This window comes from Thiocystis minor, from assembly GCF_016653465.1.
GTDB lineage: Bacteria > Pseudomonadota > Gammaproteobacteria > Chromatiales > Chromatiaceae > Chromatium > Chromatium minus.
Window position 1 is genome coordinate 1 of the sequence record NZ_NHSQ01000074.1, and the last position, 18,518, is coordinate 18,518.

An 18,518-nucleotide genomic window follows, 5' to 3' on the forward strand; every position below is an offset into this window, starting at 1 on the left:
CGCAGACCCGGCTGGTCTACCTGGCCGATCGCGAAGCCGATCTGCTTGACCTCATGCGAGGCGCGCGCGATTTGGGCAACCCCGCCGACTGGCTGCTGCGTGCCAAGCACAACCGCGCCCTGCCCGAGGGCGACCGCTTGTGGGATCGGGTGCTGGCGAGCGCACCGCTGGGCGAGATCCGCTTCGTTCTGCCGGCGGGGCGCGGACGGGAGGCGCGCGAGGTCCATCAACAGCTTTACGCGCAACGGGTCACCCTCCCGGACGGGCGCCGCGGCACCCTGGAGGCGACCTGCGTGATCGCCCGTGAAGTCGAGGCTCCAGAGGGCGTCAAACCCATCGAGTGGCGGCTGCTGACCAACCGCGAGGCCACCACCCTGGAGGCCGCCGTCGAACTGATCGAGTGGTACCGGGCACGCTGGGAAATTGAAATGCTCTTTTTGGTGCTCAAGGAAGGCTGCCGGGTGGAAGCCCTGCAACTGGGCACCATGGCCCGCTTGGAGCGCGCCTTGGCGTTATTCCTGGTGGTGAGCTGGCGCATCGCCCGCTTGATGCGCCTGGGACGCACCGTCCCCGATTTGGACGCGGGCTTGCTGCTGGAAACCGAGGAGTGGCAGGCGGCGTACATCCTGGCGAAGAAACCTGTCCCCAAGGATCCGCCACGTCTCAACGAGGTGATTCGACTGATCGCCCGCCTGGGCGGATTCCTCGGTCGCAAGGGCGATGGCGAGCCCGGCTTGAAGACGATCTGGCTGGGCATGCAGCGCATCATGGATTTCGCGGCTGGAATCAAATATGCCAAATATGCCAAATATGCCAGGGAGATGCCGGACACGTAAAGTTGTGTGTAATGGGATGCATTAAACCAGCCGTCATCGCGGAACTGCATTTCGTAACCTTCATGGGTTACAGCCAGAGCATTGTTCATATTATATATCTCCTTGATATTAGTTGATTACTTCTCCCAGATACTATCACCCATGACACAGGAGGATTCTATCTGTAATTAGTGTAAATTATTGATTATTATAGAATATTTCATAGCGCAAGAGCTGCCCAAGAGGCGATTTAACGTCAAATCGCCTCTTGTAGTCGTACCGTGAGCTTTGCAGCAAGAACCTGACGTACTAAGACAGTGCCTATTTGCTGGTTCCCGATTCTTGACCGACTGGGCGGCGCACATCGGGAAACAACTGATGGACAGCATCTAGGCATGATCATTTTCACCTCGCGATGCGTTATCCCCTTTGAAGTGTTATGCACGCAGCTTCGTCTTCGTCTTCGTCTTCGTCTTCGTCTTCTTGACCGAACGGAGGCTGCGAGAACAACTCGAATGGATGCTGATTCCAATCCGGCTTCCACAGCAGATCCAGAACCTGCTTGTGCTTGAAGTCAACGGCAGTCGCGTGACCCGAGCCAGTGACGACGCGCCAGTCGCCATCGGGTTGCCACACCTGACCCAACACACAAGCCACTGGAGCGACGTAGAAGCAGGAATGCCTCGGCACCCACCATTCCGGACTCTCGTATGGTTGCGGTTCGAATAATTGTTTCGATCCGTCAGCCAACTTTTGCAGCATGCCGATGAAGGCGGGGTTGAGATTCAACTCCTCGCCAGCTTCCGCCACTAGGTCGCCATGAAAGGCCAGAACAGCGTAAGGATCATCCTCGTACAACGCCTTTTCAATACGATTCCAGATGACCTCGATATGTCCGTCGGACGGCGTTAGCTCCCAAGCCGCAGGATGCTCACCATCCAGCGCCAGCGCCAAGCACCAAGGTTTATCCAGTTCGTCAGCCGGCCAGTAATGCTCATCGATCCACTTTCGGATGCATCGCTGTAGTACGCGCACGACAGCCGGATGTTCCATCAATGGCCGTAGCTTAGACCACAAGGCATGCGTGTCCACGATAGCGAATTCTTGGGGATCGAGCGTTGCAGCACGACGTGGACCAATGTGACGAATGGGGTAAGTGATTCTCTTTTGAATGGTTTTCATATTGCCTCTTAAGTTATTGCGTCATATACTAAATCGAGTACATGACATTAATGGTTTTGTGATTTGGTTTAGGCGTGCTCACACCAATAAATGAGTCGATTCACCTACGATTCAGTAAAGAGTAACAAGCTCCGCTGGGAACTCATGCTTACGCAGCAAAATTTTTCTCTCTACGGTGATCGTCATTGAATCAAATCATAGTCGGGGCGATACCATCTGGCGGCTATCGACTAGCCTGACTCAGAGATGAGTCAAATCGTGATTGTTTAAAAAAATAGCATATTTATATCCTCAGGGTGATTGAATGACCAAGATTTTCGGCTCTTAATACATAATTAATTCATTGTAATTTTTGTAGTTGCTAATTACATTTAGTTCAAGAAGTAATTGTTTCAAGAGATTAAAAATCAAAGATTTGCTTAGGCTAGCATTGATTTTTATTGCGTTACGAAGCGCCTATGTTTTACATTTACTTGCACAAAACATGAGACGCAACTTTCTTTTCTCGCGCTGGCGCGCAGAATGAGTTTTTTAGCGGCATTCCGCCAGTTGGTTGGCACTCGATGTTGAGCCAATGTGCTTGGCTCTTAGAACGATGTTGCGAATATCATGCTCTGGGGACGATGCCTCGGAACAAAGCTCAACTCGCTATGTTCCTGCTGGCAAGTGTTCATCAGTTGCTCATGTCTGCCAGCAACCCGTCCTCAACTTCATAAAGGTGCGCCAGCACGAGAATAGGCACGACTTTAAATCGTAACCTTCATTTGGCACGATATGCTGCACGCATTTCATCAGAAGTCATGCTGTTTCCTCTGTTTAAAAATTCATTAAGTGCGCCAGCACGAGCTTAGACCCACATTCTTTATAGTGAGTGTGGCCATCAACAACTCATTAAGTGCGCCAGCACGAGCTTAGACCCACATTCTTTATAGTGAGTGTGGCCATCAACAACTCATTAAGTGCGCCAGCACGAGCTTAGCGATTCAAAAGGATTAGCAAAGCAAATGACAAGATAGAAAAAAATAGCTTGACAGGGCTTCTGTTAGGCGAGTACATTTTAATAAGCGCGTAAGCGCTGAATTAAGCCCATTTGGCGCGCCAGCGCGAGAAAAGAAAAAGAAAAGTAATCAAGATGTCATTCTTGAAAATACTTTTTGCATTCCAGATTATTGTCAATAGCTTTTTTACCGCAATAGTTCAGCGCCCCTAGCATTGAATTCGGGTGGGGGGGTTAAAGGGTTAGTGAGGGTTGTTTTTCGTCGGATAAAAAAATGCTGGCGCCCGTGTCACCGAAGCGTCTTGCGCCTTGCGCTTGTGAAGGTTTCAATCCATTGCCGACGGTTCGTCGTGCCCCAACAGCATTCATCACAGATGGCAGAAATAGAGCATGGATATCGAAACGATAAAGACGCAGCTTGAGTTTTATACCCAGACTTTCCCAGAAGACGCGCTACGAGCTGCCATTGCACAACGCGAGGCGATTACTCCCCTCCTATTGGCATCGCTACAAGCCGTAGCCGACTCGCCGGATGAGGTCGCAGGCAAACCCAGCCTGATGCTTCATCTCTACGCGATGTATCTCTTGGCACAGTTCCGAGAGCAGGCAGCCTACCCGCTGCTTGTGAAGTTTTTCTCAACGCCTGGCGAAATATCGCTCGATGCCACGGGCGACGTGATCACTGAAGACTTGGGCCGGATACTCGCCTCCGTGTGTCAGAGAGAGATAGCGCCCATACAGCGAATGATTGAAGACCCTGCGGTCAATGAGTATGTACGCAGTGCCAGCCTGCGAGCGTTGACTGTACTGGTCGTGGAAGAAGAACTACCGAGAGAGCAGGTTATCGATTATTTTCGTACCCTGTTTCATGGCAAGTTGGAACGAGAATCGGACTATATTTTGTCGGCACTTATCAGCGAGTGTTGTGACTTGTACCCAGAGGAACTGCTGCAAGAGATTGAGCGTGCTTTTGACGATGATTTAGTGGACTTGTCTTATATCCGCATGGACAGCGTCCGCAACGCTTTGATGGAAGGCAAAGAGGAGGTCTTACAAAAAACGAAACAGCGTCGAGGCAATTTGATCTACGACACGATTGCCGAAATGCGTTGGTGGGCATGTTTCAAACCGGACACCGATACTCCTGCGACTACATACCGACCGACAACGAAACACGTCATGACCAAAACGGACAAGGTCGGTCGAAATGACCCTTGCCCCTGTGGCAGTGGGAAGAAGTATAAGAAATGCTGTCTGCATTAAGCGACGGCATGGCTATCGGTGGTTGTGCCTTGCTCTAGGCTCTAGGTTCAAGCGCTTCGTTGTGAGTGCGTCGAGGGTGGCGCGTGGCGCTGAGAATGACGAAGATTTGATGTTCGGTCGCAAGAAGCAACCGAACATCCCGTTAGAGTTAGGCGGCCTTCATGGCGTATCGCGATTCAATCAAGGATTCACCCGCACGGTGCCAAAGCACAGCCGTGGTATCGGGCGGATTCCATAACGCATGATCGTTGCTGATGTGGTACTCCAGTACAAAGCGATCCGCCAATTCATCAAAGGACTGAATCGTCCTGTCACTGATGGAGTAAGGCTCTGTAAGAATCACACGCGGTGCTCTATCGCCGACTCGTCGCCAGTAGCTCACATGATCCCAACCAGCATCACGGTGGCAGATTCGAGCATCTGGAATTCGGTCTTGCTTTGAGAGTACGCCTTCCACACTCAGGGTATGCAGCGAACGCTGTCTCACTGGACATGAGATCAGATCGTAGCGATCCATGAAACGGATGACCCGCTGTAAAGCCGCGAGCTTCTTCTCGGCATGTGCCCGGTTCCAATGCAAACGTTCCAACGCTCCCGCGTGTGGGTGATGCTTCGCATAGTGACTGATCGGCTTTTTAGCTTCGATGATCTCAGTCAGAGTCCCAGTGTCGAAGCTGATTTTAACTTCTTGTTTTAACATTTAATATTCTCCTATCCAGATTGATGACGCCCACCACGATAGGGTGGGCGCCTCCCTTGGTTAATGGATTACAGGCGTCTCAGACCCAGGTCTAGGACGAGGTTGGCGTGGTGACGGCCTCTGGTCGTTATCTTCGCGCTCGCTGTCGTTTTTCGCCGAGCGGGAATCAACCCCCAACAACCCTTTAACCCCCCATTTTTCGGCAGTCTGCGAGGCATCAACTCCCAGACACCAACGTTTGGATTTCCGGGATTTCGAGTCAGGGTTGCCCTGTTGCACGATACGCAGCCCATCGACACGGCGTTCCTTGTGTTTGGCAATCCAGGCGCCGAGAATGCGGTTGTTAATCCCTCGGTGGTCGCCGGCAACCGCATGAAGCGCTTCCTTGAGGTCGCTGTATGCTGCCCGCGTCTCCTCCGACGCGAGGTGGATCTCATAGTCAACCCCGACAAGTTGCTCGACCGTCACCGGCTTGGTTCCAAACACATCGTGCCAAGCACGTAGCAGATTGCGCAGATTGGTGGTTTGCGGATCGTCTTCATACGCCCGTTCTGTCGCTTTGAGCGGATCGGCGAAGCGATCATCCCAAGTGGACACCCAACACACCGTCTGTCGCACCAGGTCATCCCAGGTCTCGAACGACGCAGTACGCCCCTTGCCGAGCCGCGGCCTTCCAGCGGTGATGTAAGCACGCATCAGCGTTAAGGCGGCTGCTACCAGCTCTTGTCGACGACTGATGACGGTTTCGACCGGACAGAAATCGAACTCGCGGGCATAGGGCTTCTCGACTTGCGGATCGATCCGCGCAATCAGGATACGTCGACAGGTATCCCCAACCAGCCTCAGACTGTTACCCGTAGTCAGAAACAGCGCACGGTTGGGTAGCGCCAAGGTCTCCGACGCACCTAATACCCGGTCCGAGAAGGTCGGAGCCGTGAGAAAGGCATCGATGGACGCATTTCCGAGAGGATCACGCACGTTATCCCAGAGCAGCACCTTGGTCCCATCACGCAATGCAGCAAACAGCCGTTTCCGGGATTCATCGTCTTGATTCCCAGCCGGTGGCAACGCTGGCACTTTGTGGCCGAGCGTGAGCGCACCGATGGCTTGGGCCAGTAAGGTCTTTCCTGAACCTGCCGTTGGGGCGTCGATGCCAAATCCAGGGGCAGTGGGCAGACTTGCACGCACGGTTGCCGTCAAGATCGCGGCCAACAGCACACCCTGATCGACGTTATCGACCAACGGGAATCTGCAAAACGGCGCCCAGAGCTGTTCCAAGGCGTTGACCGCCTGTTCCGGTGTCGGTGCCGGCGAGATAAACGGCAGATCCGGCGTATTCGCTGCCAGCAGCAGCTTGGAGCCATGGTCATAACCGGGCTCATTCAGCAGCGACCCATCAGAACGCAGCGTCGGTGCCGTCATCACAGCGTCCAGTTTGGGCAGTCCGCGTTCTCCTTGCTTCGCGAGAATGCGCTGCGCCACAAAGGTCGGGGCGTTCTTTGCCTGTTCCACCCACTCGCCTTCCTTCAGTGTCCGCGCGTAGTAGTCCGCGATCCGATCCAGGTGATCCATCATCCAATGTTGATCGACGACTTTTGCGGAGGCTGATGACGCGCCATCGTGCGTAATCCGCGCGAGTGCGTCGCCGTACTCGAACAGATCGCCTCGCTCTCGAAGCAGATCGAGCGTGTTATCGACGGCCTGATCTCGGCTGCCTTCACGAAGCTGAATGCGTCGCGTTGGGCGAAGTAGCTCGAAGCGCCGGCCACCATGGGCATGACTGTACAGATAGGGTTGACCGCCGCTACGCAGGTTGGCCCAGGCAATACGCGCGTCTCCGTGGTAGTCCGGTTCTAGCGGATCAGCAAAGCATTTGCCATGCCATCGCTCCGGATTGTCGAGTAATTCGCGAACCGTGACTTCTTTGTGGTCGCTGGTGTGGAGCAGAAAATCCAGTGGGAGCATCTGCTTTCGTGACGCACAATCCAGCACATCGCGCGCTTCGTCGATGGTGATGCCGCGTTTCTCCGAGAGCTTCGGTGCTTGCAGATCCAGCCATGCGTCACGCGCAAGTGCCAGTGCTCCGGCCATGGCTTCACGCGCCCGTTTTCGTGCCGCCGTCGCTTTCGAGACGACACCCTGATCGGCTTCGGCGATGAGCAGACGGAGATCGAAACGTGCCGCAGGATCGCCATCCACAAAGGCATTGGGAACCCGACGCGCCAAGCCTTCGCCAAGATCCGGACCAGCGGCGAAGTCGAGCCGTTCGGGTTGCCAGACTGCCGCGTCGAATAACGTGCGTTCCAACGCCTGTCCGGCTGCACCCACGTCGATTCGACCAAGCCCATTGGCCCAACAGAGGTTGACCAGCGCCTGTCCGGCTTCTGGGATCAAGGCTGCATCGCTCACGAGCAGATAGAGCCGTTGGCCGCACAGTTCTGTCAGTGCGCGTCCATCCGCCGTCACGATCCCGCTGGAAGCACTGGCGCGCCAAGCGATTCCAGCCGTTGCCAGACTGGGTGCCACACGACGTAGGGCGGCGATCAGTTCCTTTGGCCGGTATTCCGCAGACTTGGCGTCGTGATCCAACATCATGATTCCAGGGCCACGCCGAAAGCCAAAGTAGCGACGGGTGCGGGTGATACATCCGTCGCCTTCTTTGCGATTCGATTCCGTGGTGACTATTGTTGACGGATGGTCTGCCGCGATGCCATAGATGATCGCTTCTGCTGGGGCCAACCGATCAAGCAGCGCCAGGAATTCGTTCATATCATGAACAATCGCGTGTTCGGCATACCCCTTGATGAGCTGACCACCTGGTTGCTTGACGAGTTCATCGTTTTCATCCAGTTCATAATGCTTAGTCAATCGCTTAGGATCAATCGATGCAATATGAGTGAACAGAATGTCGCCTGTTGGATGCGAAGGCTGAACAGGCTCGCTGACCAGCATGTGTTGGTCAGGCGTGGTATCATTATGGTTGTATTGCGTTTGATCATTGCCGCCTGTCCGGGCGGCATCTTTTTGTGTCGTCTCCATTAGCAAGCCTCCTTGCGCTGTTGCGCAAGCCAGGCTTCTTCGTCCGAGACGAGAATGCGTTTGCTGCCACCGACCTTGATGGTGGCGGGCATACGACCGAGCTTGGCGTTCCTGTAGTAGGTTGCCCTGTCAATACGGTACTTGTCGCAGAATTCTGCGACGGTTATGACATTAAAGGGTTGGTCTTTCATAATAAAAGTCACCTGTTTTATTAAATTCGACAGGTGCCTTGTCAGGGCAGGCAGTCGCCAACTGCATGTGCTTTGGCCAGTGGCTAGCTGGTCCAGGGGCTTGATCATCCCCTTTGCGGACATCCCCGGTTGATCAAACCGGATCTTCGTCCCTTCTGCGTACAGCGTTACGACGTAGGAGGCTTTGATCCTCGTTCCCTTATTATCAGCTTGTCGTTTAGCCGGAACCCTGCTTCTGTTTGGTGCATTCCGGTGCAGGCTACGGAATAAGGTTGCATTATAGCACACTATTTCCGACTTGTGAGTATGGTTATTGGCGCGGTAAACAGTTCTTGGATAGAGGATCTTGAAATTTGATGGTTGAGTGACTGGATCGCTGGTCTGGTTGTCAGCGTCTGACAGCCTTTCGGTGCCTGAATGTGGCGGGGGGATATCTTTGGTCATTGCCTTCGCTCGTCATGCCGTTCGCAGAATGCCTCGGCGTTGAGCGAAGGATGATTGGGCAAGTTGGGCAATACTAGACATTAGGAGGCGCGAGAGGAGGGCAACGAATTGCCCTGCCAACAGTGATATAATGTCAAATAATTTAGTGAGTTAATTGTTTGATGCGGTCGTTTTGCTTGGTCATTAGCAATTTCTGTCTGATTGGCTCCAACATGTTCTTTGCATCAAAATATTTCATTGTTCTGATAATGCGCCGTACATGCTCCTTAGAATAGCTTTCTGCATTGCATTCTTTCTTGAGTTTCGGGTTAGCTTCAGTGATTTGTGTTGCAAACCAGTTGATAGATATCTTGGTCTTGTTTGATTTCTGAAGGAACTCTTTATCTTGGTTCATGAAGCGATAGGCTTCGTAGACAGAAAGCGATTTTATTACAGTCTCTATTTTTATCGTCTTGCCTTGAAATTGGTAAAAGTTTTCAGGAATGCCAAGCGACTCGGATGTGATTCTCCCTTGATGGTCGTTGTCCTCGGAAGGCAAGTTCTCAAAAAACCGAGTGATCCGACTCAGTAATCCTGGCTTTGCATCATCGACAGTATCTTCGGTTGCCTGATCTTCCTCTTGGGAACGAGACTCTGCTTGACGCTGATTGACCAGCCATACGACGTTTGCAATTTGCACAGGGAGAGGAATCGGGAGAGCCAACAGGCCAATGGATAGATTCTTGGCTAATCCCGATAGTGTTGGTATAGCTGGCGACGACTCAGTCATTGTTTTTCCATAGTGATAGAAAAGAAATGAATAAGATATTAGTAGCTTGCATGAAGGCGAGTCTGTGAGCTAGTTCACAGCCGCGACGCGAAAGACAGTCAAAAACGGCACGAGCAGGCCGGCAGGCCGGCAGGCCGTAGTCTCTATATTTTCAATTGGTTAGTAGGCTGCAAAAGGTTCCTCGACCTTCAGCAGCACAATTTCCGCAGTTGAGCGCCGTATTCTTTCAACACGTTGCTTGTGTGTTACGGCTAACCCGTTGTAATGCCCAATTTGCCCAAGGATTCTGTGGCCTGAAGCCGGCGCATTCCGCGTCCGGCATTTGGCACCGTGACCGCTTAGCTTCCACATGAACACGCTCGATCTCAACGAAGCCGCCGCTTTCTTGCGGATGCACCCCGAAACGCTACGCCGTCGCGCTGTCGCAGGAGAGATTCCAGGGGCGCGCGCCAGTAAGGCATGGGTATTTCTCGATGAGGATCTGGCAACGTGGTTGCGTGCGCAGTACGCTAATCATGCGCGAGCGGCAGAGCCAAGTACGAGGATCAAGACATGCTCTACCGCCGACCTAACAGCAGTCACTGGTGGACTCGTTTCACCACACCAGACGGCAAAGAAGTACGAAGAAGCACTGGCACGGAAACCAAGAAAGACGCTGAGGAGTATGAGGCAAAGCTGAAGCAAGAGTTATGGCGTATCGCTCGCCTTGGCGAGAAGCCGAAGCACTCATGGCAAGAGGCTGTAGTCAGATTCTGCGAGGAAACCGCGCACAAGCATAGCCACGAAGATGATTTGTGCAATCTGCGGTGGATTGGACCTCACCTGAAACAGCTCTATCTCGATCAGATCGACATCGATGTGATTGAAAAGATTATCAAAATCAGAAAAGCGGGAGGCGCGAAAAACGCGACAATCAACCGTACACTTGCCATGATCCGCGTCATTCTTCGCCGTGCTGAACGCAAATGGCGCTGGATTGATCGCGCGCCAGCGATCAGTCTCCTGCCGGAGCCGAGGCGACGTATTCGCTGGTTAACCCGCGAAGAGGCGAATCGACTGATAGCCGAGTTGCCCGAGCATTTGGCCGACATGGTGAGGTTTAGTCTTGCCACTGGCCTTCGTGAGGCAAACGTGACTGGCCTAGAATGGAATCAAATCGACCTGGAGCGGCGCGTAGCCTGGGTTCACGCAGATCAAGCGAAGGCAAAGAAGGCGATTGGCATTCCGCTGAACCGCGATGCGGTTCTTGTGTTACGACGTTGGCAGGGTAGGCATCCTACGCGGGTCTTCTGCTATCCGCTCAAACGCAATGGGATCGCAGTGTTGATGCCGATTGATAAGGCGGGCACTGCTGCATGGCGCAAAGCCCTACAGCGAGCAGGCATTGAACAGTTTCGCTGGCACGATCTGCGGCACACATGGGCATCCTGGCATGTCCAATCAGGAACACCCCTGAACGTGCTTCAGGAGCTTGGGGGGTGGGAGTCGTCCGAGATGGTGCAGCGCTATGCCCATCTGGCACCGGAACATTTGTCGGAACATGCGTCTCGCATCGAGACACCGCTCCGCACATTTTCCGGCACACAAGAAAACGGCCTACACCAAAACTGATGTAAGCCGTTGATTTTATGGTGCGCCCTGCGCGACTCGAACGCGCGACCACCTAATTAAAAGTCAGATGCTCTACCAACTGAGCTAAGGGCGCCGGGATTGAGCATTATAGTTGGTATTCTTTTTTTTTCAAGCAAGAGATTCAATCGATCACCCTTTCGGGTCGTGCGCGGGAACGGTGGACACTGTACTGAACCGCCGTAAGCGCAGGCTGTTCGTGATCACAAAGAGGCTCGACAGGCTCATGGCCCCAGCCGCCAGCATTGGATTGAGCAGCCAGCCGGTCAGCGGATAGAAAACCCCGGCGGCAAGCGGAATGAGGGCGACGTTGTAGCCATAGGCCCAGAAGAAATTGAGCCGGATGGTGCGCAGCGTGCGTCGCGCCAGCGCGATGGCGTTGGCCGCGCCGCGCAGATCCCCCTGCATCAGAATGACCTCGCCCGCCTCTACCGCGATGTCGGTTCCAGTGCCGATGGCGATCCCCGCGTCGGCTTGGGCGAGTGCCGGGGCGTCGTTGATCCCGTCGCCGACGAAGGCGACCCGCCGACCCGCGGCCTGCAGACGTTTGACCTCGGCCGATTTGTCCGCCGGCAGCACTTCCGCCAGGACATGCTCAATGCCGACCTGCCGGGCGACGGCCGCGGCGGTTTGTCGGCCGTCGCCGGTCAGCATCGCCACCTCAAGCCCGAGCGCGCGCAACTGCGCGATGGCGGACTGGCTGTCGGGCTTGATCGGATCCGTTACCACCAGCACGGCAATCAGCCGGTCGTCGGCGGCGACATAGATGGGGGTCTGGCCCGCCGCGTCGAGACGCTCGGCGACTCCCGCCGCCGCGTCCAGGGGCACCGCCAAACGATCCATCCAACGCCGCGCGCCGACGGCGATCCGCTGCGCCTCGACCCGCGCCCGGATCCCGTAACCGGGGACCGCCTCGATCTCGACGGCGGGCGCGAGCGACAATGTCCGCGCCTTGGCCGCCGCGACAATGGCCGCCGCGATGGGATGTTCGCTGTGACGCTCGACGGCGGCCGCCAGCGCGAGCGCCTCCGCTTCAGGGAGGCCATAGGCGATCAATTCGGTGAGTGCGGGACGGCCTTCGGTCAGGGTGCCGGTCTTGTCCAGAACGATGGTGTCGACCCGCGCCAGGGTTTCCAATGCCGAGCCATTGCGGAACAGGATGCCCATGGCCGCGCCGCGTCCGCTGGCGACCATGATCGCGGTGGGGGTCGCGAGCCCCATGGCGCAGGGACAGGCGATCAGTAATACGCTGACTGCGGTCACAAAGGCGTAGCTCAGGGCGGGCGTCGGACCGAGCCAAAGCCAGACCCCGAAGGTCAGCAGCGCGGCGGCCATAACCAGCGGCACGAAGACCGCCGCGATGCGGTCGGCCACGCGCTGAATCGGCGGCTTGCCAGACTGGGCGTCCTCGACCATCTGAATGATCCGGGCCAACACCGTCTCCGCGCCCACGCGGGTTGCACGATAGAGGAAGGCGCCGGTCTGGTTGATGGTGCCGCCGATGACGTCGTCTCCAGGGCGCTTGCGCACCGGCAACGGTTCGCCGCTGAGCATGGACTCGTCGAGATGGCTGGTGCCCTCGGTCAGGGTGCCGTCGACCGGGATGCGTTCGCCCGGTCGCACCCGAATGAGGTCGCCGGGCACGACCGCGTCGATCGGAATGTCGCTTTCGCCGTTCGCGCGCAGGATTCGGGCGGTTTTGGGTTGCAGCTTCACCAGGCGCTGGATGGCCTGTGAGGTTCGGCCCTTGGCGAGCGCCTCCAGATAACGCCCAAACAGGATCAGGGTCACGATCACGGCGGCGGCCTCGAAATAGAGGTTGGCCGTACCGGCGGGGAAGCGCTCGGGGATAGTCAAGGCCAGCACTGAGTACAGATAGGCCGCGCTGCTGCCCAGCATCACCAGACTGTCCATGCCGGGGCTGAAATGACGCAACTCGGTCAGGCCGCGCGTGAGAAAACGCCTGCCCGCCCAGAACAGGACCGGCGTCGCGAGCGCGAGTTCGAGCCAGTGCCACAGCATCCTGGGCGCGAGCCGGGTCATCAGGCCATCCAATCCCGGCGCCACCATCGGCCCCATGCCGATCAGCACCAGCGGCAGGGTCAAGATGACCGCGAAGCGCAGATCGCGGGTGAGCTGGACCATTTCCTGTTCTTTGCGCTCCTGATCCGTCTCCGCGGTCTCCTCGGGCTCACGGGGCTCGTAACCCGCGGCGCGAATGGCCTGGGCGATGCGCGCACGGCTGATCGTGGCGGGCCGGTAGGTCACGGTCGCGGATTCGGTGGTCAGATTGACCGTCGCCTCGATGACGCCGGGCAGTGCCTGGATGGCGCGTTCCACCCGCGCGACACAGGAAGCGCAGCTCATGCCGCCGACGCTAAGACGTATTTGCCGGGTCATCTCGCTGCGGCCTGTTGCAGGTTCAGCGCGCAAGCGGCAGCGAAACAGGGCGCCGTTTGCCGGATCGACTGAGTGGTCAAGTCTATCTTCACACAGGTCAATCTCCCGCCGATCAATCCGGCAACTCTCATTCGGCTTTCGTTGTCGTTGTCGTTGTCGTTGTCGAATCGAATAACGACAACGACAACGACAACGACAACGACAACGACAACGACAACGACAACGATCATCGCGGATGCCCCCGCTCCAAACCGCCGTGCATTGGTTTGATTTGCGCTCCCTCGCTGGTCGCGATTGGAAGGCATTGACCGGTTATTTGCGGGGAATCGCCTAAAGCCCCAGCGGTCGCCGCCAATATCCGGTCATCTCCAGATAACCGCGCCCGATCTCGTGGTCGGCCTCGAACAGACGTGCCGCGCCCTCCCAATAGACCACGCCGGTGGACCGGCGTCCGTCGAGTTCCTGGTCGTCCATCAGCGGACGCAGCGACAGCCGACGGTCGGCGATGTCGATCCGCCACTCGACCGGATAGTCGGCGCCGGTGCGGGGCGATTGCCAGCGCCGCCCCGGCAGGAAGCGCACCTGATCGGGGGACAGGATTTGCGTTGGCTGTTCGCCCTGTTGCAGCGTGCCGCCGGCCCAGAGGGTCGAACCGTCGCGTCGGCGCATCCGAAACGCCATCAGCGAGCCGCCATCGTCCAGGTTGATGCCGATCCAGTCCCAGCCCTGTGCCTCTTCTGGGAGGATTTCGCTCGACCATTCGTGATCCAGCCAGGCCCGTCCGGTCACGGTTCGATCCGCATCGGCCAGACGCAGCCGGCCGCTGACCGCGAGTTGCGGACGGCTGTAGTAGAAGCTCGCATTGGCAGGATCCGGGGTTTTCTGGCTGAAACCGTCGCGGCCATTGAGCTGCGGGGGGCCATCGGACGTCAGGGTCAGATCCAGTTCGAAGTCATCCGCCCGGATGCGGGTCCGGTAGGCGCCATCCGCCAGCGTCAACGACCAGTCGTCGATCCAGGCGCGGGTCTGTCCGACCGTCGCGCCGGCGAGCGGATCGAGCGCGCGCTCGACCCGCTCGGCGTGCCGCAGGTGTCCGGTGTCCGGATCGGCGATGGCGGCATGGGCGAGGATGAGCTGACGCGGCGCGAAGCGACTCGGGTTGTCCGCGCCGATGCCGGTCCCGACCCGGAAGAAGGTGACCTGAAAACCACGTTCACGACCCTGCTCGTCGGTCAGCCAGCCGGTGATGTACCACCATTCGGTACGCTGCTCGGGATGGGCGCCATGATCGGCGGGAAATATGAGTTGGCGCCCTTCCAGCACGGGCGCGAAATCCTCCGCGCGGGCGGACGCGAGCAGGGCCAGACCGAGCCAGCAGACTGCGGCGAGCAGGATCCGGGTTGCGCGTGCGGTGCCTGTCGTCCCAAAAAGGTTGGTCAGCCGCCAGCAACCAGCCACCAGCCGTTGTGTTGCGGAGGTTTTCGCTGGTCGAAGCCTTTCCCCGATGGGTGCATTCCGGCAAGCAAGGCGCGATGGCCAAGTGTCTGATTCAAACAAGCTGGCCGCTGGAGGCTGGAAGCTGACGGCTCTTTTCAGATTCATCGCTACCAGTCCTCCCGCACCGCCAGTACCGCGTCCTGACGCATCGCCTGAGCGCCGGACAGACGCGCGGCGAGTGCCGCAAGCAAGATCAGCGACAGGCTGAAGATCAGCAGCAGTCCGACCGGAAGCTGCAAATCCATGCTCCAGTGGAAACTCTGCCGATTGACGACCTCGATCAGTACCAGCGCGATGGCCCCGCCCGCGAGCAGTCCGATGACGACGCCGACGGCGGCGGAGAGCGCGGCCTCGGTCGCCAGAAGCAGACCGATCTGGCGACGGCGCAGACCGAGATGACGCAGGATGCCGAATTCCTTGCGACGGCTGGTCGCCAGCGCGGCGAAGGTGGTGCCGATGCCGAACAGACCGATCAGAACCGCCACCGCCTCCATCAGATAGGTCACCAGAAAGGTGCGGTCGAAGACGCCCAGGATCATGGCGCGCAGCGTGCCGGGCAGGATCATCTCGCTGAGCTGTTCGCCGAGCGTGGCGCGAATCGCCGTCATCACCGGCTCGGGCGCGGTTCCGTCGGTCAACGTCAGCCCCAGATCATTGGTGCGGGTATCGCCGGTCAGGGCGCGATAATCGGCGATCTCGATCACGACCGAGCCCTGCTGACGGGCATAGTCGCGCCAGATGCCGGCCACCCGGAAGGGGTGGCTCCGCGCGCCCAGCGGCAGCGAGAGCGGATCGCCGACGCCGAGCCGCAGATGATCGGCCATGGCCTCCGAGATCCAGGCGGGATAGGGCTGATCTGGCCCGGTTGGCGGTTGCAGCGTCCCGGCGACCAGCGGCAGTCCGCCACCGGCGTCGACCTGACGCGCGATCAGCGCGATCGCGCCGCCGGTTTCCCCCAGGCGCAGGGTCTCGAACCGAACCGGACGCACCGCCGCGACGCCCGGCAGCGCGGCCACCCGCGCCACCGACTCGGGATCGAGATAGCCGCTCGCGGTCGCGTCGGAGGCGCGCAAATAGAGATCGGCCGGCAGCATCCTGGTCAGCCAGTCATCCACCGAACCGCGGAAGGAATCGACCATGATCGCCATCGACACCGCCAGCGCGACACTGGCGACCACGCCCGCGCCGGCCACCACCGTCTGTCCTGGCGCGGCGGCGAGACGGGTGCGCGCGAGCCGCCACAGGGTCGAGCGTCCGGGGCGCAGCATGGCCATCGCCGCCACGGTCGCGCCCGGCAGGCTCAGGATGGCGCCGGCCAGGATCAGCAGCACCGCCAGATACCCGAACACCGGCACGCCGGCGATGGACGGCAGCAGACAGATCAGCGCCGCCAGCAGGAGCGCGCCGAGCGCCATGCCCCAGCGTGGCCGCGCCCGATAGACCTCGGCCTCGTCGCCCGCGCGCAAGCCGCGCGCCGGCACCATCCGCGCCGCCTCGCGCGCCGGCAGCCAGGCGCCCGCCAGTCCCGCGAACACCCCCAGCGCAAGATATATCAGCGTCAGGACCGGCTCGACGCGGACCTGGGGCGCGATCCCACGGAAAAATCCCGCGCCCAGATCCCCGCCGATCACGGCGAACGCGAGCGCGGCGAGCAAATAGGCCAGCAGACAGCCGAGCAGTCCACCGATCAGCCCGAGCACGGCGCCCTCGGCGAGAAGGCCGTGCCAGAGACTGTCGCGATCGAGTCCGAGCGCGCGCAGAAAGGCGAACTCCTGACGCCGGCGCACGACCGCGAGCAGTTGCGTCGAAAACACCAGAAAGCCACCGGTCAAGAGGGCGATGGCCGCGAGCATGGTGAGGTTGACCCGATAGGCGCGCGACAAACCCAGCACCTCGGAGGCCGCGTCGTCGGGGGTCAGGACCGCGACGCCGGGCGGGAGCAGCGCCGCCAGTCGCGCCTGCGCCAGCGCGCGGGTCACGCCGGGCGCGAGCCGCAGATCGACGCGGGTGAGCTGGCCGATCCGCTCGAAGGTCTGCTGGGCGGCGGCGATGTCCATCACCGCCAGCGCCTGACCGACCCCGGCGGCCGGCACCGTGCCGGCGATGCGCAGGGTCCGTTCACGCGTTCCGACCTGCACCCGCAGCCGGTCGCCCGTTTTGAGCCCAAGACGCGCCGACGCGGCCGGGCTCAGAAAGAGCGCGTCGGATTGGAGCGCGTCGAGCCGGTCGCCCGCGGCGGGCGCGGCCTCGTCCGGGTTGGCGCTCACTGGAAGCAGCGAGGGCGTGACCGCGCCAATGCGAAAAAGATCGATGCCGAGGATGCGCAGGGGCTCGTCCCGCGCGGGCAGCCGGGTCTCGATCTCCAGCAACGGACTGGCCTGGTCCACCTCCGGACGTTGGGCCAGCCGTGCATAGAGTTCGTCGCTGAAACCGGCGCGCGAACCCAGCACCTGGAGATCGGCCGCGCCGTTGAGCAATCGGATGCCGCGCCCGAATTCGTCGAGCGCGGCCGCATGGATGAGTTGCACCGCCAGCCCCAGCGCCACGCCCAGCGCGATCGCCAGCAGCGAGAGCGAGGTGGCCAGACGGCGACGCCAGAGGCTGGCCAGAAAGACATGACGCAGGGTCGCGTTCATGCGACGACCGGCGCGGCGATGAGCCCACCCTGGGTCAGGTGCAGGATGCGGTCGGCATGGCCCGCCGCCACGACGGAATGCGTCACCAGAATGGCGACGGCACCGGCGGCCTGGATGCGCTCGAACAGCAGTTCGAGCACCCCGGCGGCGCGTCCGGGATCGAGGTTGCCGGTCGGCTCGTCGCACAGCACCAGCGCGGGCTCGTGCACCAGCGCGCGGGCAATGGCGACCCGCTGCATCTCGCCGCCCGAGAGATGACGCGGCCAATCGTCCGCGCGCGGCGCAAGTCCGACCCGTTCGAGCATGACGCGGGCGCGCGCGTCGGCGGTCCGGTCGTCCCGGTCGAGCAGCCAGAGCGGCAGGGCGACATTCTGCGCCAGGGTCAGGTGCGGCAGCAGATGAAACGCCTGGAAGACGAATCCGAAATCCCGCCGGCGCAGCCGCGCAAAGCCGTCCTCGTCGAGCGTCGTCAGATCCGTCTCGCACAGCCGGATGCAGCCGCCGTCGACCGACTCCAGACCCGCGATGCAATTGAGCAGAGTGGACTTGCCGACCCCGGATTCGCCCATGATGGCGACGGATTCGCCCGCCGCCAGGGTCAGCGAGACCCGCTCGAACAGCGGACGGTCGAACGCGGCGTCGAAGCGCTTGGTCAGGTTCTCGATGAACAGCATTGCGTGTCTCGGTCGGTCGGTCGATTCGGTGTCGTCACATCTCAGAGCGCTGATGTGTCGGGTGGACTTGCTGATCGATCCCCGCCTCGGGTGATTTTCGCGATGAGTCGGTTCAAGCATCATCGGGTCGATGCGTTCGCTGAACAAGGGACGACCCGCGAGGGCTTGATCCTGCCCCTGTTTGCCGGACAGCGACTGACCGATCCGCTGTGTTGCACATTCATGTTTCCTTCATCGACGGTTGGTATTCTCCCAGTTCCCGCTTAGGCAAAGACGCTTGGT

Annotated in this window: 13 protein-coding genes, 1 tRNA gene and 1 pseudogene; 5 read left to right on the forward strand and 10 right to left on the reverse strand. The window is 59.1% G+C overall.

From position 1 onward, the window contains the following. Positions 1-836: IS4 family transposase (locus CCR95_RS09725; protein WP_201093909.1), on the forward strand; the 836-nt coding region annotated here is incomplete at its 5' end. Between the two features lie 399 nt (positions 837-1,235). On the opposite strand, the gene CCR95_RS09730 is transcribed toward CCR95_RS09725, so the two are convergent. Next, on the reverse strand, positions 1,236-1,997 hold the full coding sequence (locus tag CCR95_RS09730) for a hypothetical protein (protein ID WP_201093911.1): 762 nt from the start codon (positions 1,995-1,997) through the stop codon (positions 1,236-1,238). Between the two features lie 1,387 nt (positions 1,998-3,384). Between CCR95_RS09730 and CCR95_RS25260 the strand changes: the two genes are divergently transcribed. Beyond that, positions 3,385-4,257 carry a DUF1186 domain-containing protein gene (locus CCR95_RS25260; protein WP_242523158.1) on the forward strand — a complete coding sequence of 291 codons (873 nt, stop codon included), beginning with the start codon at positions 3,385-3,387 and terminating at the stop codon, positions 4,255-4,257. A 148-nt stretch (positions 4,258-4,405) separates the two neighbouring features. Here the strand turns inward: CCR95_RS25260 and CCR95_RS09740 are convergent, their stop codons facing one another. The 4 genes from CCR95_RS09740 to CCR95_RS09755 form a co-directional block, all read right to left on the reverse strand. Further along, positions 4,406-4,957 carry a hypothetical protein gene (locus CCR95_RS09740; RefSeq protein ID WP_201093913.1) on the reverse strand — a complete coding sequence of 184 codons (552 nt, stop codon included), beginning with the start codon at positions 4,955-4,957 and terminating at the stop codon, positions 4,406-4,408. 60 nt (positions 4,958-5,017) lie between these two features. Next, a complete protein-coding gene (locus CCR95_RS09745) occupies positions 5,018-7,996 on the reverse strand; it encodes a hypothetical protein (protein WP_201093915.1) in 2,979 nt (992 codons plus the stop codon). Beyond that, entirely contained in the window at positions 7,996-8,631 is a 636-nt protein-coding gene (locus tag CCR95_RS09750; RefSeq protein ID WP_201093917.1) for a helix-turn-helix transcriptional regulator, read from the reverse strand. Before CCR95_RS09750 ends, CCR95_RS09745 begins: the two co-directional genes overlap by 1 nt. 142 nt (positions 8,632-8,773) lie before the next feature. Then, the gene (locus CCR95_RS09755; RefSeq protein ID WP_201093919.1) at positions 8,774-9,400 is read right to left on the reverse strand and encodes a hypothetical protein; all 627 of its coding nucleotides are present in this window, start codon (positions 9,398-9,400) and stop codon (positions 8,774-8,776) included. A 349-nt stretch (positions 9,401-9,749) separates the two neighbouring features. Here CCR95_RS09755 and CCR95_RS26330 point away from each other — a divergent pair. Further along, a pseudogene (locus tag CCR95_RS26330) lies at positions 9,750-9,893 on the forward strand (helix-turn-helix domain-containing protein); the annotation flags it as partial. A gap of 59 nt (positions 9,894-9,952) precedes the next feature. Continuing rightward, positions 9,953-11,011, forward strand: a complete 1,059-nt coding sequence (locus CCR95_RS09760) for a tyrosine-type recombinase/integrase (RefSeq protein ID WP_201093921.1) — start codon at positions 9,953-9,955, stop codon at positions 11,009-11,011. 18 nt (positions 11,012-11,029) lie between these two features. On the opposite strand, the gene CCR95_RS09765 is transcribed toward CCR95_RS09760, so the two are convergent. Continuing rightward, positions 11,030-11,105, reverse strand: a tRNA-Lys gene (locus CCR95_RS09765). Positions 11,106-11,161: 56 nt separating this feature from the next. Further along, positions 11,162-13,429, reverse strand: coding sequence for a heavy metal translocating P-type ATPase (locus CCR95_RS09770; RefSeq protein ID WP_201093923.1), 2,268 nt, complete (start codon positions 13,427-13,429; stop codon positions 11,162-11,164). 14 nt (positions 13,430-13,443) lie between these two features. Between CCR95_RS09770 and CCR95_RS09775 the strand changes: the two genes are divergently transcribed. Then, entirely contained in the window at positions 13,444-13,737 is a 294-nt protein-coding gene (locus CCR95_RS09775; RefSeq protein WP_201093925.1) for a hypothetical protein, read from the forward strand. 22 nt (positions 13,738-13,759) lie between these two features. Here the strand turns inward: CCR95_RS09775 and CCR95_RS09780 are convergent, their stop codons facing one another. The 3 genes from CCR95_RS09780 to CCR95_RS09790 all read right to left on the reverse strand — a co-directional run bounded on the left by CCR95_RS09780 (position 13,760) and on the right by CCR95_RS09790 (position 18,236). Further along, a complete protein-coding gene (locus tag CCR95_RS09780; RefSeq protein ID WP_338115375.1) occupies positions 13,760-14,887 on the reverse strand; it encodes a lipocalin-like domain-containing protein in 1,128 nt (375 codons plus the stop codon). A 146-nt stretch (positions 14,888-15,033) separates the two neighbouring features. Beyond that, positions 15,034-17,562, reverse strand: coding sequence for an FtsX-like permease family protein (locus tag CCR95_RS09785; RefSeq protein ID WP_201093926.1), 2,529 nt, complete (start codon positions 17,560-17,562; stop codon positions 15,034-15,036). Continuing rightward, positions 17,559-18,236, reverse strand: coding sequence for an ABC transporter ATP-binding protein (locus CCR95_RS09790; protein WP_201093927.1), 678 nt, complete (start codon positions 18,234-18,236; stop codon positions 17,559-17,561). The genes CCR95_RS09785 and CCR95_RS09790 overlap by 4 nt, the downstream gene beginning before the upstream one ends. Positions 18,237-18,518 lie beyond the last annotated feature (282 nt).